Origin of the sequence: Pseudoflavonifractor sp. 524-17, from assembly GCF_009935845.1 — a bacterium.
Lineage (GTDB): Bacteria > Bacillota > Clostridia > Oscillospirales > Oscillospiraceae > Pseudoflavonifractor_A.
Genome location: NZ_QWEK01000006.1, coordinates 208,692 through 234,914 on the forward strand (window position 1 = coordinate 208,692; position 26,223 = coordinate 234,914).

Sequence of the window (26,223 nt, forward strand, 5' to 3'; positions counted from 1 at the left end):
GCTTGTTTTAGGGGGGCAATATGAATCGAAAGATAGCAATCCTGATTGACGCGGGGCTTGGCCTGCTGCTCTCCGCCTGTGGAGGGGAGCCAGCCAGTCAGCTGAAGCAGGATCTCACGTTCCTCTGTTCCGAGGCGTGTTGGGGGCGGCTGCCTGGGTCGGCGGGGAACGATGCCGCCCAGGACTACGTCGCGGGGGACTTTGAGGAGGCGGGGCTGGACCCCCTCCAGGGGTTTGACTCCCTGCTGGTTCCCTATGACCAGACGGCCTTTGACATGGACAGGCAGGAGCAGACCCTGACCGCTGTTTTTCCCGACGGCAGCAGCAAAACCTTCTATGCCGGCGCGGACTTCTATCCCTATCTGGGCCTGGACGGCGGCTTTTCAGGGGAAGTGACCGCTGACCCGGCGGATCCGGATTTGGAAGATAAGATCTTTCTCTCCCCGGACGGGAGTATGCCGGACAGCAGGGCAGATGTACTCCAATCTGTCACCGCCGCCGCCAGAATCCGGCGGGGGAACCGGCCGGTATTGCACTGTCCTCCCGCCGTATTCGAGCAGCTAACCGGGTGCAGCGCGCTGACTCTAAAGGGCGCGCCGGTTACGCAGGAGAAGACGCTGTACAATGTGGCGGGGGTTCTGCCGGGAAGGAGCGGCAAGGACGCCCTCCTTGTCACCGCCCATTTTGACCATGTGGGCGGCTATGGGGACGTGTACTACCCTGGGGCCTTTGACAACGCCTCCGGCACGGCCCTGATGCTGGAGGTCATGCGTCAGATGGCGCAGAGCGGAAATCAGGCGGACTACGATTATTATATTCGTCGCCTTCAACGGCGAAGACATGGGCCAACTGGGCAGCGCTGGTATTGTTGATTTGCTGCCCTATGAGACAATCAATGTGGTTAATCTGGATAGTATCGGTCTGACCCCAGATGGCCGTCTCGGTGTAACCGGACAGAACCAGACGCTTCAAGACAGCTTGATTTCCGGCTTAAACGGCACAATTTCCTGCGCTCCGCTCCCGGAAGCCTTGGACAGCGACCACGTCAGCTTTGAACGGCATGGGATTCCCGCTGTGACCATTTCCAGCTATCTGGACACTCAGACGGCCTATGCCAGTATTCACCGCCCATCTGATATGCCGGACAAAGTGGACACCGATTTTCTCTCCCAGGTTGCGCCGCTGCTGGTGCAGTATATACAGAATACTGCCCTGGTTCCTCACTATGAGCCGGAGGAGGCGGGGGAATACCAGGAGAGCGAAGCGAAGCGCAGGGCAAAGCAGGCGGAGGCCCAGGTGGAGGCGGTAAATCCGCCCGATGATATGCTGCTGCCCATTGAGGTTGACGGGCGGATCTACATGGTGCGGGATACCAGCTTCCTAGTGAACCCGGATCGGGCGGAGGAGCTGATACCGAGGCTGACGTTCCCGGAGCGGCTGGGGGAGGCATTTTTGCTGGACCGGGAGGCCCCTCTGTACAGCAGCGGCTTTTATTCGGAATTTGATCAGGACTCCGACGGCAGGCACGTATCTGTCCGGGACCTGTTGGACGAGGACTACGAGTTAGGCGTGTTGCAGGAGATCACCGACCCCCTGGACGGGACTGTGTACTGGTCCGTTTCCTATTCTGACGGCACCCACAAGCTGTCACTTAGCGGGTATGAGCGCCAGCACTATCCGGCCGCGGAGCTTCTGCGCGCTGTGGCCTATCTGGGGGACGGCCTGCCTTACTGCTATATCCTGTCCAACGACAGAAATAACGATAACGCCATTGACGGAGGCGCGCTGACCCAGTATATGTTGGATGCCATCCCAGCGCTGAGAGAAATTCCACAGCTGCAATAGAGACTGAGAGCAGTTTTCGGAACTTCGAGGTTCTGAAAACTGCTCTTTTCTGGACGAAACTGGCCTAAGCTCCCTCACTTGCTCCTGTGGGCCAATTTACCTTGAGAGAAACACGGAATGTGTTGAACTCAAGATGTAATGTTTTGCATTGTGCCCTGTAAAGGCGTGCAGATGGACCAGGCGTGCCTGGGGCAGGCAGTTTCAGCGTTTCTCGCCGGAGTGGAAGAGGACGCGGCGTCTAGCCCTGCGTATATGGCCGGAGCAGCCGGAGCACCTCCGGCGTAAGCAGGAGGAGCGCGGCCAGGTTAGGCAGGGCCATCAAGCCGTTAAAGATATCCGCCAGCTGCCAGACGGCGGAGAGATCCGCCACGCTGCCTGCCACAATCATGAGCAGGAAGAGAAACCGGTAGAGCAAAATGCCCCGCCTGCCTCCGGTGAGACAGGCCAGGCCCCGTTCGCCGTAGTAGCTCCATCCCAGCAGGGAGGTAAAGGCGAAGAGGAGGAGGCACACCGAGACAAAGGCGCCGCCGAAGGGACCCAGTACGGTGGAAAAGGCGGCGGCGGACAGCGGCGCGCCCAGCATGGCGTCGGGAATGCTGCCGCTGTGAATGGCGGCCAGGGCGGCCTCGGGCTGGTAGACCCCGGAGGTGAGAATCACCAGAGCGGTGACAGAGCAGACGGCAATGGTGGCGATGAAGACCTCAAAAATGCCCCACATCCCCTCTTCGGCGGGGTCGGTGACATCGGAAGCGGCGTGAGCCATGGCGGAGGAGCCCATCCCGGCCTCGTTGGTGAACACCCCCCGGGCCACGCCGTAGCGCATGGCGGCGGCCACGCTGTAGCCTAGTCCGCCGCCCACCGCCGCCTTGGGAACGAAAGCGGCGCGGATAATCTCACACAGGGCACCGGGGATGGCGGCGGCGTGACGCCACAGCACTACCGTCCCGCCGCCCAAAAAGAGGAGGGCCATGCAGGGGACCAAAGCCTCGCTGACCCTGCCGATGCGTCCGATGCCCCCCAGAATGACCCCGCCGCAGCACAGGGCAACAATGATTCCAATGAGGAGGGGATCCCAGCCGAAGGCGGCGTGGAGGGCAGTGGCGATGGAGTTGGCCTGGACCAGATTCCCGCCCCCCAGCGAGGCGGCGGTACAGCATAGGGAGAAGAGAACTGCCAGGGAGCGCAGCCCCAGTCCCCGCTCCAGATAGCACATGGGGCCCCCTTGCCAGCCGCCGCCGGGGGCCCGCTCCCGGTAGCGTACCGCCAGGAGTTTTTCCGCACAGCCGGTCATCATGCCCAGCAGGGCGGAGACCCACATCCAGAAGACCGCGCCTGGTCCGCCGTAAAAAATAGCGGTGGCAACACCGGCGATGCTTCCGGTACCGATGGTGGAGGCCAAGGCGGTGGAGAGTGTCTGAAGCTGGGTCAGTCCGCCGCCGCCAGAGCGCTTCCCCTTGGAGAAGAGGGCGCCGAAGGTGGCCCGCAGCCACACATGGGCTCCGAAGATCTGAAAGAAACCAGTGCGGATTGAGTACCAGAGCCCCGTGAGCAGGAAGAGCCCCAATAGCCAGGGGTTCCAGATGGCATCCCCCAGCCAAGTCAGAAAAGTCATGTCCATCCCTCCTGTGTACAGGCATATGCGCCGGGAGGGAGATTCATGCGGAGGAGGGCAGCGGCCAAGGAGAAAAGGGTAGTGTGAAAGAGAACCGTCAGGGTTCCCTTCCGCGTCCAGGCAAACCAGTTTTCAGACCTTCAAAAAGGTCTGAAAACTGCGCTCAGCCTGTCAAACATATATTTTCGACAGGCTGACGGCCCCCGGAACAGAAGGTTCTGGGGGCCGATGGTTTATTGGGTATGCAGTTGGACGTTGCCGTCGCTGGCGGTGGCCTCGATCTGGGAGAGGGGAGTCTGATAGCTCTCGATAAGCTTGACGGCGATGGCGTCCTCCAGATCCTTTTGGATCTGACGGCGGAGGTTGCGGGCGCCGTAGGTCATGGAGTAGGATTTCTCCACCAGGTAGTCCAGCAGGGCCTCGTCCCAGGAGAAAGCGATGTCCTTCTCCTTCAGCGTATCCCGCAGCTCGCCCAACATAATGCCGGCGATGGACTTGAAGTTCTCCTCCGTGAGCTTGTTGAAGTAGACGATCTCGTCCACCCGGTTGATGAACTCGGGCCGGAGGAAGGACTCCAGCGCCTTCATGGCCCGCTCCCGGCCCTGCTCCCCAGCGGTGCGGCCAAAGCCCACGCTGCCGGCGGAGGATTTGGTATCGCTGCCGGCGTTGGAGGTCATGACAATCACGGTGTTCTCAAAGTTCACGTTGCGGCCCTGGGCGTCGGTAATGTGGCCGTCGTCCAGGATCTGAAGCAGAATATTGAGCACATCGGGATGGGCCTTCTCGATCTCGTCGAAGAGGACCACGCAGTAGGGCTTGCGCCGCACCTTTTCGGTGAGCTGGCCCGCCTCGTCATAGCCCACATAGCCCGGGGGAGAGCCGATGATCCGGGAGACGGAGAATTTCTCCATAAATTCCGACATATCCAGCCGGATGAGAGATTCGGGGGAGTGGAACAGGTCCTGAGCCAGCTGCTTGACCAGCTCGGTCTTGCCCACGCCGGTGGAACCTACAAAGATAAAGGAGACCGGCTTGCGCTTGGAGGCAATGCCCACCCGGCCCCGGCGCACGGCGGCGGAGACAGCGGCCACTGCGTTGTCCTGACCGATGAGGTGCTCTTTCAAGCGGCCCTCCAGCTGGGCCAGGCGTTCGTACTCCGCCTCCTGGATCTGGCTGGCGGGGATTTTGGTCCACAGCTCAATCACCCGGGCCAGGTGCTCCGCGGTGAGGGGCGGGGCGCTCTGGGCCTCCAGCTTGGCCAATTCCTCCTGGAGCTGGAGCTCCCGGCTCTTGATGGCGGCCAGCTTTTCGTACTGATTCCCCTCCTGCTGGGCGGAGAGGGAGACGTGCTCCTTGTTCAGGGCAGAGAGATCCCGCTGGACCCGGGCCTGCTCCCGCTCGTTGTCCCGCAGGCCCGCCTCCTGATCGCCGGCGGCGGAGAGGGCGGCGAACTCCTCCTTGAGGCGGCCCAGCTGACGGCGCAGGTCGGCCTGCCGCTGCTCGTTGGCCTTGAGGGCGTTCTGGCGGCGGTATTCCTGGTCGTTGGTGTCGGACACCAGATGATCCCGCTCCTGGGCGATATCCTCCAGCTCTTTGCGCAGCTGGGCCTCCCGGGCCAGGTTCTGGTTGTGGAGGTTGACGTCGGAACAGGCCTCGTCGATAAGATCGATGGCCTTGTCGGGGAGGAAGCGGTCGGTGATATACCGTTCACTCATGGTGACGGCCAGACGGCACATCTCAGGGGAGACCGAGACAAAGTGATACTTCTCATAATAGGAGGCGATGCCCTCGATGATCTTTACCGCGTCCTCAATGGAGGGCTCCTCCACGATGACGGGCTGGAAGCGGCGCTCCAGAGCGGTGTCCTTCTCAATGTGCTTGCGGTACTCAGTGAGGGTGGTAGCGCCGATGACCTGGATCTCCCCCCGGGAGAGCGCGGGCTTTAAAATATTGGCGGCGTTCATGGAGCCCTCGGCGTCTCCGGCGCCCACAATATTGTGGACCTCGTCGATGACTAAAATAATATTGCCCAGCCGCTTGATCTCCTCAATCAGGCCCTTCATGCGGCTTTCAAACTGGCCGCGGAATTGGGTGCCGGCCACCAGGGCGGTCAGGTCCAGCAGATAGACCTCCTTGTCCTGGAGCTTATAGGGCACGTCGCCGGCATGGATGCGCTGGGCCAGCCCCTCGGCAATGGCGGTCTTGCCCACGCCGGGCTCGCCGATGAGGCAGGGGTTGTTCTTCTGACGGCGGTTGAGGATCTGGATGGTGCGCAGGATCTCCTGCTCCCGGCCGATGATCCGATCCAGCTTGCCCTCAGCGGCCCGCTGGCTCAGGGAAATGCAGTAGTTCTCCAAAAATTTGCGCTTGCCCGGCCGCTCGTTTTTGGCGCTTTTCTCCTCCCGGCTGGGGCGGGCAGAGGGCTCCCCGGAGGGGGCGGCAGGCTCGCCGCCCTGGGCGGAGCCAAAGAGCTTGTTTAGGAAGGGGAAGGTGGCGGTTTTCCCCTCCTCCTCGTCCTCCTCCTGGGCGCTGTCGGAGGGAATGAGCCCCTCCAGCCCCTCGGGGGTGCCCATGGCGGTCATCATCTCATTGGTCAGCCCCTCCAGATCCTCATCTGTGATGCCCATTTTCTGCATCATGTCCTGAAGCGGCTGGATGCCAATTTCCTTGGCGCACTTGAGGCAGAGCCCCTCCGTTTTGGAAACGCCGTCCTCCAGCTTTTGGATAAAGACCACGGCGACATTTTTATGACATCTGGAACAGAGTGTCGGCTGCATTGTTGTCAACTCCTTTTTGGGTGGATCCCGGCAAAACAGCCTGGGTGCGGGAACGGAAAGGCGATCCACCGTGAGAGGGGAGAAACCCTCCCGGTTACAAGATTCTAAAGTGAAATTATGAACTGCGTATGAATGTGCGGAAGGAAAGCGGTCACTGGCCGGGACCTTTTCCCATGAAAGCCAGGTATTGCAGCAGATATCCGATGAATGCCGCCACCGTCAGCAGCAAAGCGAAGGAGATCAGCGCGGTGGCCCAGTGCCGGGGGATGTTGGGGAAGAGGACCAGCGCCGCACAGACCACAAAGAATACGCCGGTGGACGCCTTGCCCAGCCAGTTGGCGGAGATGATATCCGCTGCCCTGCGGTACAGGGTAAGGGCGCCGATGCCCATGGCCGCTTCCTTCAGAAAGAAGACTGCCACGGCCCACATGGGGATAATCTGGGCTGCGGCGATGCAGATGATGACGGTAAAGGTCATCAGCTTATCGGCCAGGGGGTCCAGAACGCGGCCCAGGCGGGTGATCTGATGAAAGTGCCGGGCGATCCAGCCGTCGGCGATGTCGGTGAGGAACGCAAGGGTATAGATGGCAACCGCCCAGTAGTGGGCGTTGGGGTGGGGGTGAAAGAAGACGATGGCGAAAACTGGAACCAGAACGAGCCGGAAGAGGGAGAGGAGATTGGGAATATTCATAAATACCTCCTAAACGGAAGGGGCCAACTAGATCACTGCGCCGCCCAGCAGGGACAGGGGCGTATTGGTCATAAAAAACTGGAGCAGATAGGTCTGCTGCACCACCTCAGCGGGGATAAGCGCCCCCATGGACAGCAGCCAGCCCGCCAGGAAGAGAAGGAGCCCCCCTTTGACCAGGCCAATGAGGGCGCCCCCCAGCTGATTGAGGGTGTGCAGCCCCGGCAGGCGGGCCACCAGATTGAGAGAGCGGCTGATCACCGCCCACACCGCCAGCAGCACCGCAAAGGCGGCGGCAAAGATCAGGCGGAAGGCCAGGGCTTGGGCAATGGCGGCCGCGGCCTGGGCGGCGGCGCTGGCGGCGGCCTGAGTGAGGCCGCTGTCCACCGCCCGGTCTACCGTGTCGATCAGTTCCTCATAAAAGCCCATGTCCCGCAGCAGATCCAGCACATCCTGGAGAGGCAGGTCGTCCAAAGCCCCCTCCAGAGAGCCGCCGGCCTGTTCCATCTGGCGGTCCAGCTGCTGTTCAATGGCGGCGGTGAGTCTGGGTTCTAGGGCCCGGCCTACCGCCGGGGCCAGGGCCTTAGCGGTGAGACTGGCGCCGCCGAAGGCCACCAGAACGGCCAGAAGGCCGCACAGGGAGCGGACCAGCCCCTTTTTCGCCCCCAGATATACAAAGAGGGCAAGGAGGGCGAGCACAACAACGTCAAGCAGAAGATAAGACATAGAAACCTCCGAAGATTATTCCGGGATATAGAGATGGGCAGTGTTGGCATTCATCAGCATGGTACTGCCGTCAGAGCGCTGGATCACCCGCCGGGCCCCCTGGGTGATTTCCAGAGAGCGGTAGGGGGTCAGATCGGAACGGAAGATGTCCAGCCGCCCGGCGGAGAGAAGGGCGATGTATTTCCCCGCCGCGGACAGGGAGAAGACCTGTTCCCCCAAGGAGTAGGAGGCGGTCTGCCCGTCCTCGTCCACGACCACCAGATCGGCGGTGCTGCCTGCCCGGTACTTGCCCAGCAGCAGGGCGGCGTATCCGTCCCCATCCAGGGAAAAACCCTTGAGGTAGCGGCCGGAGTAGGAGTAATTGGTCTGGACAGTGCCGTCTGCGTCCAGAATGGACAGAGAATTTTCTCCCAGTACCCAAACGCCGCCGCTGGTCCAGCGCAGACCCAAACTGACGTCGCTGCCCAGAGAGCACACCGCGTCTGGCTCAATGTCCTCCTCTGTACGGGAGAGCCGGTAGAACTCGGCCTGGGTGTCAAACTGACTGCCCTGGGTGCCGATGGTGAGCAGAACCATGGATCTCCCGTCGGGGGAGAGGGCGGCGTCCAGAATAAAACGGCTGGACAGCTTGACCCGCAGGGTGGCGGCAAAGCTGTTGTCGTAGACGGTGGCGGTGCCTTTAAAGCCGCTTTGCTGGGCGACCACCACCATTTCGCCCGCATCGTTGAGACGGGCGGAGAGGAAGGACTCCCCCTCCCGCAGTGAGAGGGAGAACTGCTGCGCCCCGCCGGAGAAGACATAGAGGCTGGTGCCCCCCGCGTCGTAGACCAGGGCGGTCTTGGTATTGCTGTCGATGACAGGATGGTCCATGGACACGGGCTGATCCAGAAGGAGGGTGCCGTCCCCGCTGTAGAGCTGGATGGACTGGGGGGAGGACACCAGAAGACCGTTATTCAAGGTGGCAAAGCTGTTGGTGCTGCCGCCGCTGTAGGGAAAGGACTCCGCCAGGCCGCTCTCATTGCGCTCCAAAGTGCGGTACTGAAACCAGCGGCGCAGACTGTCCATATTGAACCGATCCCGGTTGACCACCAGAAACATTGCCCCCAGAACCAGGGCCAGGGTCAGCAAAAAGGCCAGCAGCCGGAACAGAAGAGGGGGCTTCCTCTTCTGCGGCTTGCTTTTGGGCTCCAGAAGTTCCATATTACCCGCTCACTTCCTGTATCAGGGCGGGACGCACCTCACCCAGGGTATCTTCATCGTACCACAGGCGGGTCATGTACAGCCCGCCGGGGGGAACGGTAGGACCGGCAGCGGTGCGGCAGCGCTCCTCCAGCAGGCGGGGGATATCCTGGGGGGCCAGCTTGCCCTCGGAGGCGTAGACGCAGGTGCCCACCATAGCCCGCACCATATTGTAGAGAAAGCCGTTGGCGCAGACCTTGCAGGTAATCAGATCCCCGGTGCGGCGGATGCGGAAGTAGTGGACGGTGCGGACGGTGGAGCGCACCAGCGTACCCACGGACTGCACTGCGGCGAAGTCGTGGGTGCCGGTGAACTGGTCCGCCGCCCGCTGCATCACAGTCTCGTCCAAAGGCTTGGGATAAAACCAGGCCCGGTCTACAAAAAAGGCGTTGCGGATACGGGAGTTATAGATCTGATAGGTGTACTCCTTTTTCAGACAGGAGCCGATGGCGTTGAAGTCCTCCGGTACGTCGTAGGCCTTTACCACCACAATGTCCTCTGGCAGGCGGGTGTTCACCGCCAGAGGAATCCGATTGCAGGGGATAGCGGAGGTGGTGCGGAAATTGGCGATATAGACACGGGCATGGACGCCGGCGTCAGTACGGCCCGCCCCGGTACACTTTACCGGATGGCAGACCACCGTGGCCAGAGCCTTCTCCAGCGTCTCCGCCACGGAGACCACTGTCTTCTGCACCTGCCAGCCGTGGTAGGCGGTGCCCACATACATCAATTGTAACGCAATATTTCTCATAATCGCTTAACTCACCATTAAGAGTGTTTTAAGATTGCGGAAAACGCCCCTACAGCCCAAACCGGCGCAGCGCAACAATGAGGGCCACCAGGGCGGCGCCCAAAAAGAGGGCAAGGCAGTCGAAAAACTGAAATTTCAGCACCCGCAGGCGGGTGCGGCCCTCGCCGCCGTGGTAGCAGCGGCATTCCATGGCCACCGCCAGCTCGTCGGCCCGGCGGAAGGCGGAGATAAAGAGGGGGACCAGCAGGGGAATGAGCGCCTTGGCCCGCTGAATGAGATTGCCGCTGTCAAAATCCGCCCCCCGGGCGGTCTGGGCGGACATGATCTTGTCGGTCTCCTCAATCAGGGTGGGGATAAAGCGCAGGGCGATGGACATGATCATGGCCAGTTCGTGGACCGGCACCCTGATTTTTTTCAAAGGGCCGAGCAGCCGCTCCAGCCCGTCGGTGAGGAGGATAGGGGAGGTGGTATAGGTGAGCAAAAAGGTACAGGTGATCAGCAGCAGAATACGGAACACCATAAAAATAGCGGTCTGAACCCCCTCAGCGGTGATGTGGAGGAAGCCCCAGCGCCAGATCTCCCGGCCGGGGGTATAGAAGAGGTTGAGCAGCGCGGTGATGAGAATGATTACCACCACCGGCTTCATCCCCCGGACAATGGCCTTCAGCCCCACCTTGGAGACAGCCGCCATAACAGCCAGCACCACAATAAGGACGGCGTAGGACACCACCCACCTGGCCAGAAACAGCGCGGTGATATACAGAATCGTAAGCAGCAGCTTGGTGCGGGGATCCATACGGTGGAGGATGGTGCGGCCGGGAAAGTATTGCCCCAGAGTAATGTCTCTCAGCGCCATATTAAACCGCCCCCTTTTTAGCCAGGGCGTTCAGAACCGCCTCTTTTGCCTGAGAAACCGTGTAGACAGAGGGGTCGATGTCCACCCCCATGGCACGCAGGCGGTGGAAGACCCGGGTCATCTGAGGTACGCCCAGGCCCATGTCCTCCAGCGATCCGCCGTGCTGGAACACCTCCCTGGGCGTACCCTGGAAGGGGATATGGCCGTCGTGGACCACTACCAGCCGGTCCACCGTGCGGGCCACCTCCTCCATGGAGTGAGAGACCAGAATAATGGTGGCGTTGTGGGCCTGTTGGTAGTCCCGGATGTTGCCTAAAATCTGCTCCACGCCCACCGGGTCCAGACCGGCGGTGGGCTCGTCTAAAATGAGCACCTTGGGTTCCATGGCAATGACGCCGGCGATAGCCACCCGGCGCTTCTGTCCGCCGGAGAGGGCGAAGGGGGACTGCTGGAGCATGTCGTCCCCCAGGCCCACAAAGCGGGCCGCCTGGCGGACCCGGCGGTCGATCTCGTCCCCGTCCAGCCCCATGTTCTTGGGGCCGAAGGCGATGTCCCGGTAGACGGTCTCCTCAAAAAGCTGGTACTCCGGGTACTGGAATACCAGCCCCACCTGAAAGCGGGTCTGGCGGGTAGTCTCCTTGTTGGCCCAAATATCCTTTCCTTCAAAGAGGACCTTGCCGCCGGTGGGCTTGAGCAGGCCGTTGAGATGTTGGATTAAGGTGGACTTTCCCGACCCGGTGCGGCCGATGAGACCCAGATACTCCCCGCGGTAGGCGGTAAAGTCCACTTCTACCAGAGCGCCCCGCTCAAAGGGAGTGCCGGCGGAGTAGATGTGGGACAGCTTCTGTGTCTGAATAATGGGTTCCAAATGGCTTCATTCCTTTGCGAAAGTGGTGCATCTCCCCCAGAAAGCCGGGAAAAAGCGGCGGGGGATGACGCCCAGAGGGGATCAGCGGGAGCCGTCCCGCTTGTCCAGCTGATATTCCAGCTGGACAATGCGCTCCTCCAGCCGGGCGATCCGACCGTGGAGCCAGATCGGCGTACTTACCAAAAGGGACAGGGGGATCAGCGCATGGAAGAAGGAGAGCGTCTTCTCCCCGTTGAGGTAGGGAGTGAAGAGGTGAAAGGTAAAAGAGTCCAAGGCGTACCCCAGGGTGAACAGAGCGGCGCAGGCCAGGAAGATAGCGGTGAATTGTTTCATACGGTCTCCTTTCTGACTTCCTGCGGCGGTCAGGCCAGCAGGCGGTACAGGGCCTGGGCGCAGTCCGCATCGCTGAGGGCGTCCAGGGGCACGTCCAGACCGGCCTGCCGCAGCTCCCAGAGGAGAGCGGTGGTCTCCGGCACGGTGAGCCCCACGGAGCGCAGCTGCTCCACCTGCTGAAAGACCTCTTTTGGGGGGCCGTCAGCGATAACCTTGCCCTTGGACATGACCACCAGCCGGCCGGCCTGGGCGGCCTCGTCCATGTGATGGGTGATGAGAACCACAGTAACACCGGAGGTTCGGTTGAGGTCCTGAATGGCGGAGAGCACCTCCCGCCGGCCCACCGGGTCCAGCATGGCGGTGGGCTCATCCAAAACGATACACCGGGGCGCCATGGCGATGACCCCGGCGATGGCGACGCGCTGCTTCTGCCCGCCGGAGAGGAGGTGGGGGGCGTGTTCCCGGAACTGGTACATGCCCACGGCCTTCAGGGCGTCATCCACCCGGCGGCGCAGCTGTTCCTGGGGGACGCCCAGATTTTCCGGGGCAAAGGCCACATCCTCCTCCACCACATTGGCTACGATCTGGTTGTCCGGATTTTGGAAAACCATACCCACGGTACGCCGGATGTCCAGCAGGCGGACGGCGTCCGCACTGTCCATGCCGTTCACGTAGACGGCGCCGCCGCTGGGCAGGAGGATGGCGTTCATGTGTTTGGCCAAGGTGGATTTGCCGGATCCGTTGTGGCCCAAAATGGCAACAAAAGAGCCCGCCTCAATGTCCAGATCCACTCCGTTGAGTACGCAGCGGCTTTCCTCCTGGCCTTCCTGGCCGGCGGAGTAGGTAAACTGAAGATTTTTTGTCTGAATAATTGCCTGATCCATCGTGGTACCTCCCATCAGTCAGCCAGCCAGCGCCCGGTGGCGCCGCAGGGGAGGGCCAGCCCGGTTTCGCTCACCCGCAGGCCCAGCTCCTGGCTGTCAGTGTGTCCGCCGTACCGTTTGGAGATCAGAGCCTCCAGGATGTAGGTCAGCACCGAGGGGGCCAGGCCGGTAGTGTAGGAGTTGATAAGAAAAAAGAGGGGATGGTCGGAGAGTACCTGGGACACCAGCGCCACAAAGGGCCACAGGTTCTCCTCCAGCTTCCATATCTCACCGGAGGGGCCCCGGCCGTAGGAGGGGGGGTCCATAATGACGGCGTCGTACTGCCGGCCCCGGCGGATCTCCCGCTCCACAAACTTGCCGCAGTCGTCGATGATCCAGCGGATGGGGGCGTCCTCCAGGCCGGAGGATTTTGCGTTCTCCCTGGCCCAGCCGACCATGCCCTTGGCGGCGTCCACATGGCAGACGCTGGCACCGGCGGCGGCGCAGGCCACCGTGGCGCCGCCGGTGTAGGCGAACAGGTTCAGCACCTGGACAGGCCGGCCGGCCCGGCGGATCTGCTCCCCAGCGAAGTCCCAGTTGGCGGCCTGCTCAGGGAACAGGCCGGTGTGCTTGAAGTTCATGGGCTTGATATTAAAGGTTAAGGAACGGTAATTTACCGTCCACCGGGGGGGGAGATCCTTTTTCTCCCACTGGCCGCCGCCGGTGGAGGAGCGGGCGTAGCGGGCGTCGTGCCGTTTCCAGCCGGGGTGGGAGCGGGGAGTGTCCCAGATGGCCTGAGGGTCGGGCCGCACCAGCAGATGTCCCCCCCAGCGCTCCAGCTTCTCCCCCCGGCCGCAGTCAATAAGCTCATAGTCCTTCCAGGCGTCTGAAATCCACATAATAAAGGGTTCCTCTCCCTCAGCAGTCAATATGATCGCATCATTATATCACCTGTTTTATCCAGCGTCAAATAGAATAGTGGGGGAAGAACGCCGTTAAGATTGTATTACGCCTGAATTTGTGGTATAGTCAGATGCGAAACAAGTTCCGGAACCTGTGTGGAAGCAGGCGGGTGCTGTGTAGAGACAGAGTACGGCAGGCAACAGGCGACAAGTGCAGTAAGGAGTGTGTTTGGTATATGGAGGCAGCGGATATTCAATTCCGCACCGCCGCGCTGGGCGGCTTTCACAAGCAGGATGTACAGGACTACATCAGCAAGTCCAATCAGGAGCACGCCGCCCGGCTGGAGCAGCTGGAGCGGGAGGCGGCCCAGCTGCGGGAGGAGCGGGACAAGCTGAAGGAGCGGTTGGAGCAGCGGGACAGCCGCCTGGTGGAGCTGTCCGCCCAGGTGCAGCAGCTTACAGGCCAGCTGGCGGAGCAGAGCTCCGCCCTGGAGACCAGCCGGGAGGAGACCGCGGCCCAAAAGCGGGAGTGCGCCGCCCAGGCGGGGGAGTTAAAGCGGCTGAAGGAGCGTCTGGAGAAGGCGGAGCAGATTGTCCAGACCTATGAGGCCATCAAAGATCGTACGGCGGGCATTGAGCTGGAGGCCCACTGCCGGGCCCAGGACATTGAGGATACCGCCCAGGCTCAGGCGGCGGAGATGCGGGCGGTGCTGGGCCGGTGGCTGGACAAGGTTCAGGCCAGCTATGATCAGCTGTGTACCGGCATGGAGACCACTGCCAGCCATATCGCCCAGGAGCTGGTGCAGACCTGCAAGAATCTCAACGGCTTCTCGGCGGAGCTTGGGGAGCGGGGCACAGCACTGAAGCAGCTGAGAAAGATCTACGAGGAGGCGGAGGGGCCCAAGATGCCGGAGCCCCTCTCCCTGGAGGAGGAGTAGGGCCATGGAATACCAGATCCACACATGCCAGCTGCGGGAGATGCTGCCCCGGCTGCGGGCCGGAGACCGGGTGTTGCTCAGCGGCACCATCTATACTGCACGGGATGCGGCGCACAAGCGATTTTTTGAACAGCTGGATCAGGGAGAGGATCTGCCATTTCCCATTAAAGACGCAATTATCTACTATGCCGGTCCCACGCCGGGGCAGCAGGGTATGGCGGTGGGGGCCTGCGGTCCCACCACGGCCAGCCGGATGGACGCGTTTGCCCCCCGGCTGCTGGACCTGGGCCTGGGGGCGATGATCGGGAAGGGGGAGCGGGCTGAGAACGTGGTGGACGCCATTGTGCGCAACGGGGCCTGCTACTTTGCCGCCGTGGGCGGAGCCGGGGCTTTAATCGCCCGGTGTATTGAATCTGCGGAGGTAATTGCTTTTGAGGATTTGGGCTGCGAGTCGGTAAAGCGGATGACGGTCAAAGCCTTTCCCCTCACTGTGGCGGTGGACAGCCAGGGAGGCAATCTGTATCAGAGCGGCCGCGCCCAATACGGGGCAATATAATCATTATAGAGGAAGAGACTGCCTGGATCGCCTGGCACGGTAGGGGAAGTGGGGTGAAAGGCCCCGCGGGTCGGTCACTGTGAAGCCGCTGAGAAGGCGGATAAGTCAGGTTGCCCGGGGCAGTTTGAAGTTTCTGCCGGAACCGGAGACTGACTTGTGGAGCGGAACCTTATGGTTCAAGTTTGCCAAATCTCTGTCTGCCGGTCCGGCGGACAGAGATTTTTAGGAGGAGTGGACCATGACAGAGGCGGTGCTCTGCGTCAGCTTCGGCACCAGCGTCCCCCAGGCCAGAGAGAGCATCCAGACGGTGGAGGAGACCTTGAAAGCCGCCGCAGGGGAGCGGATCTTCACCAGGGCCCTTACCAGCCGGACCATCCGGCGGATCCTGGCGGGGCGTGGGGAGGAGATTCCCGGCGTGGACGGGGCGCTGGCCGCCCTGGCCGCCCAAGGGGTGGAGCGGGTTGTGGTGCAGCCCACCCACCTGCTTGCCGGCCATGAGTATGATAAAATCCGGCGGGAGATGGATCCGTGGGCGGGGCGGTTTTCCTCTTTGGAGCTGGGCCGGCCCCTGCTGGCGGATACGGGGGATGTGAGAGCTCTGGCCGCCGCCCTGTGCGCGGCCTGTCCCCCGGAGGAGGGGGAGGCTCTGGTGCTGTTCGGCCACGGCACGGATCATCCGGCCAATCTGGTCTACCCCGCCCTGCAGACCGCCTTCCGCCTGCTGGGCCGAGAGGATGTGTGGATTGGCACGGTGGAGGGCTGGCCCGGTCTGGAGGAACTGTCCGCCCAGCTGGCAAGGCAGAGCCGCCGGCGGCTGCACCTGCTGCCCGTGATGCTGGTGGCCGGCGACCACGCCATGAACGACATGGCGGGGGAGGGGGACAGCTGGAAGACCCGGCTGGAGGCGGAGGGATATCAGGTGCGCTGCACCCTCCGGGGCCTGGGAGCGCTGCCCCAGGTGCAGGCCCTCTACCGGGCCCGTCTGGCGGCGCTTTTACCTTTGGAACAATAAAGGAGACGGACAGTATGGTGCATTTTGTGGGCGCGGGGCCGGGGGCGCCGGATCTCATTACCCTGCGGGGGTGGGAGCATATACGGGAGGCCGACGTGATTATCTACGCCGGGAGCCTGGTGAACCCGGCGTTGCTGAAGGGCGCGAAGGAGGGCTGCGCCGTCTACAACAGCGCGGAGATGACGCTGGAAGAGGTGCTGGCTGTAATGGAGCAGGCGGAAGGAGCGGGAAAGACTACGGTCCGCCTCCATACCGGCGACCCCTGCCTGTACGGGGCCATCCGGGAGCAGATGGACGCCCTGGCGGCACGTGGGATCCTATACGACGGCACGCCTGGGGTGTCCAGCTTCTGCGCCGCCGCCGCCGCCCTGGGGGCGGAGTACACCTTGCCTGGAGTGAGCCAGAGTGTCATCATCACCCGTATGGTGGGCCGCACACCGGTGCCGGAGAGGGAGTCGGTGGCGGCGATGGCCGCCCACGGAACCTCCATGGTGCTGTTTCTCTCCTCCGGACTGCTGGAGGAGGTGCAGGGGGAGCTGCTGAAGGGGGCGTATACCCAGGACACGCCGGCGGCGCTGGTGTACAAGGCAAGCTGGCCGGAGGAGAAGACAGTATACTGCACGGTGGGCACTCTGGCGGAGACCGGCCGGGCCCACGGCATTCAAAAGACCGCCCTGGTGCTGGTGGGCGGTTTTCTGGGGGCGGAGTATCAGCGCAGTAAGCTGTATGATCCCCAATTTACCACCGGATACCGGGAGGGCCGGCAGTGAGCCGGCGGATCGCCTATCTGTCCTTTACGGATCGGGGCGCGGCGTTGGCGGAACAACTCCGCGCTGTCCTGGGGGGGAGGGCTAGCCGGGCTGGGGAGACGGGCTACGGCTCTCTGGCCCAGTGGACCCAGGCGGCTTTTCAGGGGGACTGGGACGCCCTGGTTTTTGTGGGGGCTGCAGGTATCGCGGTGCGGGCGGTGGCCCCCTGTCTGAAGAGCAAGGCGGAGGACCCGGCAGTGGTGGCGGTGGATGAGACGGGGCGGTTTGCCGTGCCGCTGGTCTCCGGCCACCTGGGCGGCGCCAATGACCTGGCCCATGCCATTGGCCGGGTGTGCGGCGCGGTGCCGGTGATCACCACCGCCACAGATCGGAACGGGGTCTTTCCGGTGGACCAGTGGGCCCGGCGGCAGGGCTGCGCCATTCCGGAGGTATGGAAAATTAAGAAAGTCTCCGCCCGGCTGCTGGCCGGGGAGGAGATTCAAATCCGCTCGGCATGGCCCGTGGAGGGTATGCCGCCGGAGGGGGTTTCCCTCACCGCGGGACCAGGGGAGGATGTGACGGTAGATCTGTGCCGGGGAGAGGGGAACGCCCTCCCAGTGGTGCCCCGGGCCGCAGTGCTTGGGGTAGGCTGCCGCCGGGGGATATCAGAGCAGGCCCTGGAGACGGCCTTCGCGGCCCTGTGCAAAGACACCGGCCTGTGGCCCCAGGCGGTGTGCGGCACGGCTACCATCGACCTGAAAGCGGAGGAAACGGGGCTCATTCACTGGTGCGCCAAACACGGCTGGCCCCTGACGTTTTATACTCCGGCCCAGCTGCGGGAGGCGGAGGGGCGCTTCACTGCTTCCGCCTTTGTAGCGCGGACCACCGGAGTGGACAATGTCTGCGAGCGGGGCGCCGTTCTGGCGGCGGGCGGACCGCTTTGGGCACGAAAACATGGGGGCGGAGGGGTCACTATGGCAGTGGCACGGAAACCTCTCCGCCTGGATTGGAGCTGGTTAGATGGGTAGCGTATTTGTGGTTGGGATCGGACCGGGGGACCGGCAGGGCTTCACCGCCCAGGCCATGGCCGCCCTGGAGCGGGCGGAGGTGCTGTGCGGCTATACAGGGTATGTGGAGCTGGCGGCCCCGCTGTACCCGGAAAAAGAGGTGTACGCCACCCCCATGAAGCAGGAGATCGCCCGGTGCCGCTGGGCGCTGGAGACTGCCCAGGGGGGACGCACGGTGGCCATGCTGTGCAGCGGAGATGCCGGTATCTACGGTATGGCCTCCCCCCTGCTGGAGGTGGCTCCCCAGTTCCCCGGGGTTGAAATTGAGGTGGTGCCTGGGGTGACGGCGGCCCTGTCCGGCGGGGCGGTGTTGGGGGCCCCTCTGGGGCACGACTTCTGTGTCATCTCCCTGTCCGACCTGCTGACGCCCTGGGAGCAGATTGCGCGGCGGCTTACCTGCGCCGCACAGGGAGATTTTTCCATCTGCCTGTATAATCCCGCCTCTCAAAAGCGAAAGGACCATCTGCGGCGGGCCTGTGATATCCTGCTGGCGTACCGGGAAAAGGACACCGTCTGCGGCTGGGTGCGCAGCATCGGCCGGGCGGGGCAGACCCGTCGGCTGCTGACGCTGGAGGAGCTGCGGGAGAGCGCGGTGGACATGTTTACCACGGTCTTTGTGGGCGCGTCCACCACCCGGAAGATAGGACAGTGGATGGTGACGCCCAGGGGGTACCGGCGGGGATGAAGATCGTCGTATTCAGCGGAACCACGGAGGGGCGGGCCCTCTCCCGCCGCCTGGTGGATGGGGGAGCCGAAGTGACCGTGTGCGTGGCCACAGAATATGGCCGGGAGGAGCAGGGGGAGCGGGAAAATATCACCGTGCTCACCGGACGGAAGACCTGGCGGGAGATGGCCCAAGTGCTGGCGGGAGCGAAGCTGTGCGTGGACGCCACCCATCCCTATGCGGTCCGGGCTACGGAGGAGATCCGGCGGGCCTGCGCCGCGGCGGGGGTGCCCCTGCGCCGTCTGCTGCGGCGGGAGGGCGGCGGAGCAGGCACACCGGTGGACAGCCCGGCGCAGGCCGCGGCCTATCTGGCGGAGCGGGAGGGCGGCATTCTCCTCACCACTGGCAGTAAGGAGCTGAGCGCCTTTGCCGCTTTGGGGCCGGAGCGGCTCTTCCCCCGAGTGCTGCCCAGCCATGAGAGCCTGTCCGCCTGCGAGGCGGCGGGAATTCCCCACCGGAACATCATTGCCATGCAGGGCCCCTTTTCCCAGGAAATGAACGAAGCCCTGATCCGCCAGTTTCGGATTTCCTTTGTGGTAAGCAAGGACGGCGGCCGGGTGGGGGGCTTTTGGGAGAAAGCGGCGGCGGCGGAGCGCACTGGCGCGGAGCTGGTGGTCATCCGCCGCCCTCGGGACTTTGGGGAGGACTTTGAGACAGTGGCGGCTTTTTGCGAGGAGATGATGGGATGCCGGTGACATTGGTGGGCCTGGGCTGCGGAACAGAGGAGACCCTCACTGTGGAAGGCAGTCGGGCCCTGCGCCGGGCGGAGCTGATTTTGGGCGCCCCCCGGCTGCTGGACGCCCTGCCTGAGGGGTGTGCCCTCAACCGCCAAGCCGCCATCCGGCCGGAGGAGATTGCCGCTGCGGTGGGGGAGGATCCGGCCCTGCGCAGCTGTGTGGTGTACAGCGGGGACACCGGATTTTACTCCGGGGCGCGGGTGCTGCTGCCCCTGCTGAAGGCGGCGGGGGTGGAGGCGAAGGTGCTGCCGGGGCTGTCCAGCATACAGGTACTGGCGGCCCGGCTGGGGCGGCCCTGGCAGGACTGGAAGCTGTGCTCCGCCCACGGGATCCAGTGCGATCCGGTGTCCGCCGTGATGGAGGGAAGGCCGGTCTTCTTTCTCACCGGCGGGGCGGTTGGACCGGCGCAGCTGTGCTGCCGGCTGGTCCAGGCGGATCTGGGGACCCTCGCCGTGACGGTGGGGGAACGGCTGACCTACGAAGACGAGCGAATCACCCAGGGCCGGGCGGAGGAGTTGGCGGAGAGGCGTTTTCACCCTCTCTCCGTTCTGTTGGCGGAGGCCGTGGAGCGCCAAATTCCGCCCCGGACGCCGGGCTTTGCGGACGAGTGCTTTCTCCGGGAAGAGATTCCCATGACCAAGCAGGAGGTGCGGGCCGCGGCCCTGGCAAAGCTGGCCGTGTCTCCGGGAGATATTGTATGGGACGTGGGCGCGGGGACAGGCAGCGTGTCGGTGGAGCTGGCCCTGTCGGCGCGTAAGGGGCAGGTCTTCGCCGTGGAGCGGGATAAGGACGCCTGCGCCCTCATCCGGCGCAACCGGGCGAAATTCGGGGCGTGGAACCTGGCAGTGGTCCCTGGCCAGGCGCCGGAGGCGCTGGATGCCCTGCCTCCGCCGGACGCGGTCTTTATCGGCGGAACCGGGGGACAGATGGACAAGATCGTGGGGGCAGTCCAGGAGAAAAATCCAAAGGCCCGGATGTGTATCTCCGCCATCGCCCTGGAGACGGTGGGGGCGGCCATTTCCGCCCTGGCCGGCCGGGGATTCGGGGCGGAGGTGGTCCAAATCGGCGTCGGCCGCGCCAAAGACGGGGGACGGCTCCACATGCTCACCGCCAATAACCCGGTTTTCCTCATCACCAAGGGAAAGACGGCGGAGGCGGGGCTATGATGGAGGTGTTGATCGCCGCTCCCGCCTCGGGCGGGGGAAAGACCACCCTGACCTGCGGCCTGCTGGCGGCGCTGAAGGAGCGAGGGCATAACCCCTGCGCCTTGAAGTGCGGGCCGGACTATATCGACCCCATGTTCCACCGGGGGGTGCTGGGGGTGGAGAGCCACAACCTGGATCTCTTCCTGACCGGGCCGGAGGCGCTGAGACAGGCCTATGCCCGGTGGTGCAGGGGGCACAGCGCGGCGGTGTGCGAGGGGGCTATGGGCCTTTACGACGGCGTAGGGGGGAGCACCCACTGGGCCAGCGCCTGGCATGTGGCAGATACCCTGAAGCTGCCGGTAATTCTGGCGGTGCGGCCCCAGGGGGCCAGTCTCACACTGGCGGCCCAGATCCGGGGCCTGCAGGCATTCCGGGCGGACAGCCGCATCCGGGGACTGATTTTAAATGACTGCCGGCCGGCGCTGTGCCGGAGCCTTGCGCCCATGCTGGAGCGGGAGACCGGTCTGGCGGTACTTGGCTGTCTGCCACATGTGGAGGGGGCGGAGGTGGCCAGCCGCCACTTAGGACTGTACACCCCGGCAGAGATCAGGGATTTGTCTGGGCGGACTGCGCGCATTGCCCGGGCGCTGGAGGCCAATGTGGACCTGGACCGCCTGGAGAAGCTGTGTCAGACAGAGGACCGGCGGGAGAAGCCAGGGGGATATCCCTGTGCCGCTGCCGGTGTGCGGGTGGCCGCCGCAAGCGACAAGGCGTTTTGCTTTGTCTATCCTGAAACACTGGAGGCGCTGCGTGCCGCCGGGGCGGAGCCGGTTCCCTTCAGCCCCTTGGAGGACGCCGCTCTTCCCCAGGGAATCGGAGGGCTGTACCTGCCGGGGGGCTATCCGGAACTGTACGGGGAAGCGCTGGCGGCAAACGGGCCAATGCGGGACCAGATCCGCGCTGCGGTGCTGGGTGGGATGCCCACTGTGGCGGAGTGCGGCGGATTTTTATATCTGGGACAGAGTCTTCAGGACCAGAACGGCCAGGTGTGGCCCATGGCCGGAGTGCTGCCGGGGAGGGGAATCCCCGCCGGAAAGCTGGTCCGGTTTGGGTACGCCCACCTAAAATCAAAAGCGGACAGCCTGCTCTTCCGCCGGGGAGAGCGGGTGCCGGTCCACGAGTTTCACTACTGGGACAGCACAGAGAACGGTATCGATTTTGAGCTGGAAAAGCCGGTGACGGGGCGGAAGTGGGTGTGCGGCTTTGGAACGGACACCCTGTACGCCGCGTTTCCCCACCTGTACCTTATGGGGCGGCCGGAGCTGGCGGAGCGCTTTGCGGCGGCGGCGAGAAATTATGCAGATAAGAGGGCGGACCATGGAACTTGAAGCGTTGTTGACACAGATCGGCCTGGAGGACGGACAGGCCCGCCAGCGGGCCCGGGCCCGCTGGGCGGCGTGTGCCAAGCCCCTGGGGGGCCTGGGCCTGCTGGAGACCGCGCTGGAGGACATCGCGGCGCTGACCGGCAGCGCGGAAATCGACTTGAGCCAGCGGGCGGTGTTGGTGCTGTGCGCTGACAACGGGGTGACAGCCCAGGGGGTGAGCCAGTCCCCCAGCAGCGTGACGGCGGCGGTGGCGGAAAATCTGGCCCGGGGACGCACCTCGGTGTGCCGGATGGCCCAGGTGGCCCGGTGCCGGGTAGTGCCGGTGGATATGGGAATTTTAAATTTTCCGGGAAAAGAGGGCGTGTTGGACCGGCGCGTGGGCAACGGGACAGGGGACATCTCCCACGAGCCGGCCATGACCCGGGCCCAAGCGGAACGTGCGGTGCGCACTGGCATAGAGCTGGTTGAGAGGGAGAAGGCCCAGGGGACGAAGCTGCTGGCTACCGGGGAAATGGGCATCGGCAACACCACTACGGCCACTGCGGTGGCCTGCACCCTGCTGGGCCGTCCGGCGGAGGAGCTCACTGGCCGGGGGGCGGGCCTGTCTGACAGAGGCTTGGAGAGAAAAATCCAGGTCATCCGGCAGGCCCTGAGAGACCGCCGTCCGGACCCGTCGGATCCCCTGGACATGCTGGCAAAGGTGGGGGGCTTCGACCTGGCCGGTATGTGTGGGATCTTTCTGGGGGGGGCGCTGTACGGGGTGCCGGTGCTGATCGACGGCGTGATCAGCGCGGCGGCAGCGCTGTGCGCGGTGCGGCTGTGCCCCCATGGGAAAAAGGCCCTGGTGGCCAGCCATGTCTCCGCCGAGCCGGCGGGGGCGCAGCTGCTGGCGGCGCTGGGTAAGGCGCCGCTGATCGCCGCCGGAATGCATTTGGGAGAAGGTACCGGTGCAGTGGCCGCCATACCCCTGCTGGACATGGCCTGCGCGGTGTACCAGAGCGCCTATACATTTGACGACTGCGGAATTCCCCCCTATCAGCCCCTGGGAGGGGAGTCATGATGACTTTGGTGGTGGGAGGCTCCGCCAGCGGGAAGAGTACTTTTGCCGAGTCATTGGTATTACAGCGCGGTGAAGGACCTCGCATTTACGTCGCAACCCTGGAGCCCCTGGATGGGGAGTGCCGCCGGCGCATCGCCCGGCACCGGGCCATGCGGGCGGGAAAGGGATTTGAGACAGTGGAGTGCCCCCGGAATGTAGGCCAAACGGAGGTGCCGCCGAAGAGTACCGTTTTGCTGGAATGCGTGGGAACCCTGTGCGCCAATGAGCTCTTTGGCTCCGGCGGCGGCCCGGAATGTGCCCTGACCGCTGTATTAGGCGGCATTGAGGCGCTGAACCGGCGGTGCGGCAACTTAGTTGTAGTCTCCAACGAGGTGTGCTCTGGAGGCCAGAGGTACGAAGGAGATACCCTGACTTACCTGCGCCTTCTGGGACAGGTAAACCAAGCCCTAGCCAAGCGGGCGGACAGGGTGTATGAGGTGGCCTGCGGACTGCCAATCTGCCACAAAGGCGGGCGGCCGCCATGGTGATTCTGGAGACGGCGGCGGTGGCGTTTGGCATGTTCTCCGCCCTGCCTGTGCCCCAGCCGGAGTGGAACGAAAAAAATATGCGCTACGCATTGTGTGTGTTCCCGCTGATTGGCGGGGTGCTGGGGGCGCTGTGGTGGGGCTGGGCGGCGGTGAGCGCCTGGCTGGCTCTGCCGGCGCTGCTGCGGGGCGGGGTGTTCTGCCTGCTGCCGGCGGCGGTGACAGGCGGGATCCACCTGGACGGCTACGCCGACACCAGCGACGCCCTGGCCAGCTTCGCCCCGCCGGAGCGGCGGCGGGAGATTTTGCGGGATTCCCACTGCGGCGCCTTCGCCATCATCCGGCTGTGCGGCTATTTTACGGGGTACTTCGCCCTATGCGGTACGGTGGAGACCCAGGACAGGGCGGTTTTGTGTATGGTACTGTCCTTTGTGCTCTCCAGAGCCCTGTCCGGGTTCGCCATAACCGCCTTTCCTCTGGCGGGAAACACTGGTCTGGCCCATACCTTTGCCACGGCCGCCCAGAAGGGGCGGGCCGGGGTGGTACTGGCTGTGACCGCCGCCCTGTGTATGGGCGGCATGGCGCTGTGGGGCGGCATAGCCGGCGTGGCGATGTCCGCCGCCGCCGGGGTGGTACTGTGGCAGTATGTCCGTACCGCGCGGGACAAATTCGGCGGCATCTCCGGCGATCTGGCGGGCTGGTTTTTGCAGCGGGCGGAGCTGTGGATGCTGGCAGCGCTGGTGGCATGCCAGCAGATGGAGCGGTGGATTTCCATGCAATAAAAGCCTGGCGATGGGGATACCGGTTGAGGCTGCCGGTTATAAACGGGGAGGGAAGAGATGATTTTTATCACCGGGCCGCTGTTCAGTGGAAAGCGGCAGGCCGCCATGGCGCTGCTGAGGTGGAGCGAGGAGGAACTGGCCCGGCGGGCGGTCTGGGAGGTGGAGGAGCGGGCGGCGGACTGCCCGGATCTGCCGGCCCTGGCCAGAGCGCTGGCAGATTATGAGGTGGTGATCGCCTCTGAGATTGGCGGCGGCGTGGTGCCGGTGGACCCGGCGGAGCGGGCTTATCGTGAGGCGGCTGGCCGTCTGTCCTGCCTGCTGGCTGGGGAGGCGGAGACAGTGGTGCGGGTGTTCTGCGGGATTCCAACAGTTTTGAAGGGACGTGTTCCATGAGAGTCTATCTTCTGCGCCATGGGCGCACCCAATGGAATGAGGAGAAACGCTACCAGGGAAAGCAGGATATCCCCCTGTCCCCTGAGGGTGTGGCGGAGCTGGCGGAGGCAGATTACCGGCCGGAGACGGTCTACGTCTCCCCCCTGTGCCGGGCCCGCCAGACAGCGGAGGTCATCTTTCCCTATGCCTGGCAGATTCCCGTGCCGGAGTTTCGGGAGATGGACTTTGGCGACTTTGAGGGGCGCAGCTGTCAGGAAATGGCGGAGGACCCAGACTACCGGGCGTGGGTGGACAGCGGCTGTCTTACCCTCTGCCCGGCAGGGGAGGATAAGGCGCAGTTCTGCGCCCGGGTATGCGCGGCCTTTCTGGTGCGGGTGGAAGAGGGATTCGGCCAGCGGCAGGAGGAGATCACCATTCTGGCCCACGGCGGGGTGCTGATGGCGGTGATGGAGCGTTTTGCCTTGCCGGAGCGGGACTACTTCTGCTGGCAGAGTCCCTGCGCCGGCGGCTTCATTCTGGAAGGAGATGAGGCGGACTGGCGGGCGACGGGAAAGCTGCGGTTTATCTCAACCGTGCAGTTTATCAAGAAAGCGGCGGAGGATTGAAGGGTGGAGCGGAACACACAGCTGGTACACGGCGGGGACTGGGCGGGCTACCAGGCGGCATACGGCCGGGAGTGCCTGGACTTCTCCGCCAATGTGAGTCCCCTGGGGGTGCCGGAGGGAGTCCAGGCCGCGCTGCGGTCCGCCGCGGCCCGGGCGGACCGCTATCCGGACCCACTGTGCCGGGAGCTGGCCCAGGCCATCGGGGCGGCGGAGGGGGTGCCTGTACAGTGGGTCCTGTGCGGCGGCGGCGCCGCCAGCCTGATCTTTCGGGCGGTGTTGGCCGTGAAGCCCCGGCGGGCGCTGGTGACTGCCCCCACCTTTGGAGAGTATGAGGCGGCGCTGGCCCTGGCAGACTGCCGGATTGAGCACTACCCCCTGGCGGCGGCGCGGGAGTTTCGGGTTGGGGAAGATCTGCTGGCGGCCATTACGCCGGAGCTAGACCTGCTCTTTCTGTGTGAGCCCAACAACCCCACTGGGGTGACCACCTCTCAGGCGCTGCTGGAGCGAATTGCGGCGCGGTGCGGGGAGACGGGGACCTGGATGATTGTAGACGAGTGCTTCGGCGGCTTCCTGGAAGCGCCGGAGGCCCACACCCTGAGCGGAATTCTGGCGGAGAACCCCCATGTGCTGATTTTGAAGGCATTTACCAAGCTCTACGCCATGGCGGGGGTGCGCCTGGGGTACGCCCTGTGCGCCGGCGGAGCGCTGCTGGATGGCATGCGGCGGGCGGGCCCGCCTTGGGAGGTGTCCGCCCTGGCGCAAGAGGGAGGCGTTGCGGCCCTGAAGGAACGGGACTATGTGGACCGGGTGCGGGCGGTGATCGGGGTCCAGCGCCGGTGGCTGGCTGGGGCGCTGAAGGAGCTGGGCCTGCGTACTGTGCCGGGAGAGGCGAACTATCTGCTTTTTCAGGGGCCCTCGGGGCTGATACCGCCCCTGGAGGACGAAGGTATTTTGCTGCGGGGCTGCGGGAATTACTGCGGTTTGGACGAGACCTGGTACCGCGCGGCGGTACGGACAAATGAGGAAAACCGGCGGCTGATTGCGGCGCTGGGGAAGATATTGAGATATAGCCGGCCCACTTGAAAA

28 protein-coding genes are annotated in these 26,223 nt (G+C 63.9%); 17 read left to right on the forward strand and 11 right to left on the reverse strand.

Features of this window, described 5'->3' with window-relative positions:
• Positions 1-20: 20 nt before the first annotated feature.
• On the forward strand, positions 21-872 hold the full coding sequence (locus D1159_RS19965; RefSeq protein WP_161844044.1) for a M28 family peptidase: 852 nt from the start codon (positions 21-23) through the stop codon (positions 870-872).
• Positions 841-1,845, forward strand: coding sequence for a M28 family peptidase (locus D1159_RS02185; protein WP_161844045.1), 1,005 nt, complete (start codon positions 841-843; stop codon positions 1,843-1,845). The genes D1159_RS19965 and D1159_RS02185 overlap by 32 nt, the downstream gene beginning before the upstream one ends.
• Positions 1,846-2,083: 238 nt before the next feature.
• On the opposite strand, the gene D1159_RS02190 is transcribed toward D1159_RS02185, so the two are convergent.
• The 11 genes from D1159_RS02190 to D1159_RS02240 form a co-directional block, all read right to left on the reverse strand.
• Positions 2,084-3,457, reverse strand: a complete 1,374-nt coding sequence (locus D1159_RS02190) for an alanine/glycine:cation symporter family protein (protein WP_161844046.1) — start codon at positions 3,455-3,457, stop codon at positions 2,084-2,086.
• Between the two features lie 233 nt (positions 3,458-3,690).
• Complete coding sequence (locus tag D1159_RS02195) at positions 3,691-6,234, reverse strand: ATP-dependent Clp protease ATP-binding subunit (protein ID WP_161844047.1); 2,544 nt, start codon at positions 6,232-6,234, stop codon at positions 3,691-3,693.
• A gap of 151 nt (positions 6,235-6,385) precedes the next feature.
• A complete protein-coding gene (locus tag D1159_RS02200) occupies positions 6,386-6,925 on the reverse strand; it encodes a CDP-alcohol phosphatidyltransferase family protein (RefSeq protein WP_161844048.1) in 540 nt (179 codons plus the stop codon).
• Between the two features lie 27 nt (positions 6,926-6,952).
• The gene (locus D1159_RS02205) at positions 6,953-7,648 is read right to left on the reverse strand and encodes a CvpA family protein (protein WP_161844049.1); all 696 of its coding nucleotides are present in this window, start codon (positions 7,646-7,648) and stop codon (positions 6,953-6,955) included.
• A 15-nt stretch (positions 7,649-7,663) separates the two neighbouring features.
• Positions 7,664-8,848, reverse strand: a complete 1,185-nt coding sequence (locus D1159_RS02210; protein WP_161844050.1) for a DUF5711 family protein — start codon at positions 8,846-8,848, stop codon at positions 7,664-7,666.
• 1 nt (position 8,849) lies between these two features.
• Positions 8,850-9,638: a tRNA pseudouridine(38-40) synthase TruA gene (truA, locus tag D1159_RS02215; RefSeq protein WP_161844051.1), complete on the reverse strand. Its 789-nt coding sequence runs from the start codon at positions 9,636-9,638 to the stop codon at positions 8,850-8,852.
• 49 nt (positions 9,639-9,687) lie between these two features.
• Positions 9,688-10,494: an energy-coupling factor transporter transmembrane component T gene (locus D1159_RS02220; protein WP_161844052.1), complete on the reverse strand. Its 807-nt coding sequence runs from the start codon at positions 10,492-10,494 to the stop codon at positions 9,688-9,690.
• A 1-nt stretch (position 10,495) separates the two neighbouring features.
• The gene (locus D1159_RS02225; RefSeq protein WP_161844053.1) at positions 10,496-11,362 is read right to left on the reverse strand and encodes an energy-coupling factor transporter ATPase; all 867 of its coding nucleotides are present in this window, start codon (positions 11,360-11,362) and stop codon (positions 10,496-10,498) included.
• An 81-nt stretch (positions 11,363-11,443) separates the two neighbouring features.
• Positions 11,444-11,695 carry a hypothetical protein gene (locus D1159_RS02230; protein WP_161844054.1) on the reverse strand — a complete coding sequence of 84 codons (252 nt, stop codon included), beginning with the start codon at positions 11,693-11,695 and terminating at the stop codon, positions 11,444-11,446.
• A gap of 29 nt (positions 11,696-11,724) precedes the next feature.
• Positions 11,725-12,579 carry an energy-coupling factor transporter ATPase gene (locus D1159_RS02235; protein WP_161844055.1) on the reverse strand — a complete coding sequence of 285 codons (855 nt, stop codon included), beginning with the start codon at positions 12,577-12,579 and terminating at the stop codon, positions 11,725-11,727.
• Positions 12,580-12,593: 14 nt separating this feature from the next.
• A complete protein-coding gene (locus tag D1159_RS02240) occupies positions 12,594-13,457 on the reverse strand; it encodes a class I SAM-dependent methyltransferase (RefSeq protein WP_161844056.1) in 864 nt (287 codons plus the stop codon).
• A 239-nt stretch (positions 13,458-13,696) separates the two neighbouring features.
• On the opposite strand from D1159_RS02240, the gene D1159_RS02245 reads away from it, so the two are divergent.
• The 15 genes from D1159_RS02245 (at position 13,697) to D1159_RS02315 (ending at position 26,220) form a co-directional block, all read left to right on the forward strand.
• Entirely contained in the window at positions 13,697-14,398 is a 702-nt protein-coding gene (locus D1159_RS02245) for a hypothetical protein (protein WP_161844057.1), read from the forward strand.
• Between the two features lie 4 nt (positions 14,399-14,402).
• On the forward strand, positions 14,403-14,954 hold the full coding sequence (locus D1159_RS02250; RefSeq protein ID WP_161844058.1) for a Fe-S-containing hydro-lyase: 552 nt from the start codon (positions 14,403-14,405) through the stop codon (positions 14,952-14,954).
• Positions 14,955-15,192: 238 nt separating this feature from the next.
• The gene (locus D1159_RS02255; protein WP_161844059.1) at positions 15,193-15,966 is read left to right on the forward strand and encodes a sirohydrochlorin cobaltochelatase; all 774 of its coding nucleotides are present in this window, start codon (positions 15,193-15,195) and stop codon (positions 15,964-15,966) included.
• 14 nt (positions 15,967-15,980) lie between these two features.
• On the forward strand, positions 15,981-16,736 hold the full coding sequence (gene cobM / locus D1159_RS02260) for a precorrin-4 C(11)-methyltransferase (protein WP_161844060.1): 756 nt from the start codon (positions 15,981-15,983) through the stop codon (positions 16,734-16,736).
• A complete protein-coding gene (locus D1159_RS02265) occupies positions 16,733-17,743 on the forward strand; it encodes a cobalamin biosynthesis protein (protein ID WP_161844061.1) in 1,011 nt (336 codons plus the stop codon). The genes cobM and D1159_RS02265 overlap by 4 nt, the downstream gene beginning before the upstream one ends.
• Positions 17,736-18,467: a precorrin-3B C(17)-methyltransferase gene (gene cobJ, locus D1159_RS02270; protein ID WP_161844062.1), complete on the forward strand. Its 732-nt coding sequence runs from the start codon at positions 17,736-17,738 to the stop codon at positions 18,465-18,467. The genes D1159_RS02265 and cobJ overlap by 8 nt, the downstream gene beginning before the upstream one ends.
• On the forward strand, positions 18,431-19,201 hold the full coding sequence (gene cobK, locus D1159_RS02275; RefSeq protein ID WP_347563624.1) for a precorrin-6A reductase: 771 nt from the start codon (positions 18,431-18,433) through the stop codon (positions 19,199-19,201). Before cobJ ends, cobK begins: the two co-directional genes overlap by 37 nt.
• A complete protein-coding gene (gene cbiE / locus D1159_RS02280) occupies positions 19,192-20,409 on the forward strand; it encodes a precorrin-6y C5,15-methyltransferase (decarboxylating) subunit CbiE (RefSeq protein WP_161844063.1) in 1,218 nt (405 codons plus the stop codon). Before cobK ends, cbiE begins: the two co-directional genes overlap by 10 nt.
• A complete protein-coding gene (locus D1159_RS02285; RefSeq protein WP_161844064.1) occupies positions 20,406-21,776 on the forward strand; it encodes a cobyrinate a,c-diamide synthase in 1,371 nt (456 codons plus the stop codon). The genes cbiE and D1159_RS02285 overlap by 4 nt, the downstream gene beginning before the upstream one ends.
• A complete protein-coding gene (gene cobT, locus D1159_RS02290; RefSeq protein WP_161844065.1) occupies positions 21,766-22,833 on the forward strand; it encodes a nicotinate-nucleotide--dimethylbenzimidazole phosphoribosyltransferase in 1,068 nt (355 codons plus the stop codon). Before D1159_RS02285 ends, cobT begins: the two co-directional genes overlap by 11 nt.
• Positions 22,830-23,360, forward strand: coding sequence for a bifunctional adenosylcobinamide kinase/adenosylcobinamide-phosphate guanylyltransferase (locus D1159_RS02295; protein WP_161844066.1), 531 nt, complete (start codon positions 22,830-22,832; stop codon positions 23,358-23,360). Before cobT ends, D1159_RS02295 begins: the two co-directional genes overlap by 4 nt.
• Positions 23,354-24,139 (forward strand): adenosylcobinamide-GDP ribazoletransferase, encoded by a 786-nt coding sequence (locus D1159_RS02300; protein ID WP_161844067.1) that lies wholly within the window; start codon positions 23,354-23,356, stop codon positions 24,137-24,139. Before D1159_RS02295 ends, D1159_RS02300 begins: the two co-directional genes overlap by 7 nt.
• A 57-nt stretch (positions 24,140-24,196) precedes the next feature.
• Positions 24,197-24,532, forward strand: a complete 336-nt coding sequence (locus tag D1159_RS02305; RefSeq protein ID WP_161844068.1) for a bifunctional adenosylcobinamide kinase/adenosylcobinamide-phosphate guanylyltransferase — start codon at positions 24,197-24,199, stop codon at positions 24,530-24,532.
• Complete coding sequence (locus D1159_RS02310) at positions 24,529-25,137, forward strand: histidine phosphatase family protein (protein ID WP_161844069.1); 609 nt, start codon at positions 24,529-24,531, stop codon at positions 25,135-25,137. Before D1159_RS02305 ends, D1159_RS02310 begins: the two co-directional genes overlap by 4 nt.
• A 3-nt stretch (positions 25,138-25,140) precedes the next feature.
• Positions 25,141-26,220 carry an aminotransferase class I/II-fold pyridoxal phosphate-dependent enzyme gene (locus D1159_RS02315; RefSeq protein ID WP_161844070.1) on the forward strand — a complete coding sequence of 360 codons (1,080 nt, stop codon included), beginning with the start codon at positions 25,141-25,143 and terminating at the stop codon, positions 26,218-26,220.
• Positions 26,221-26,223: the final 3 nt, after the last annotated feature.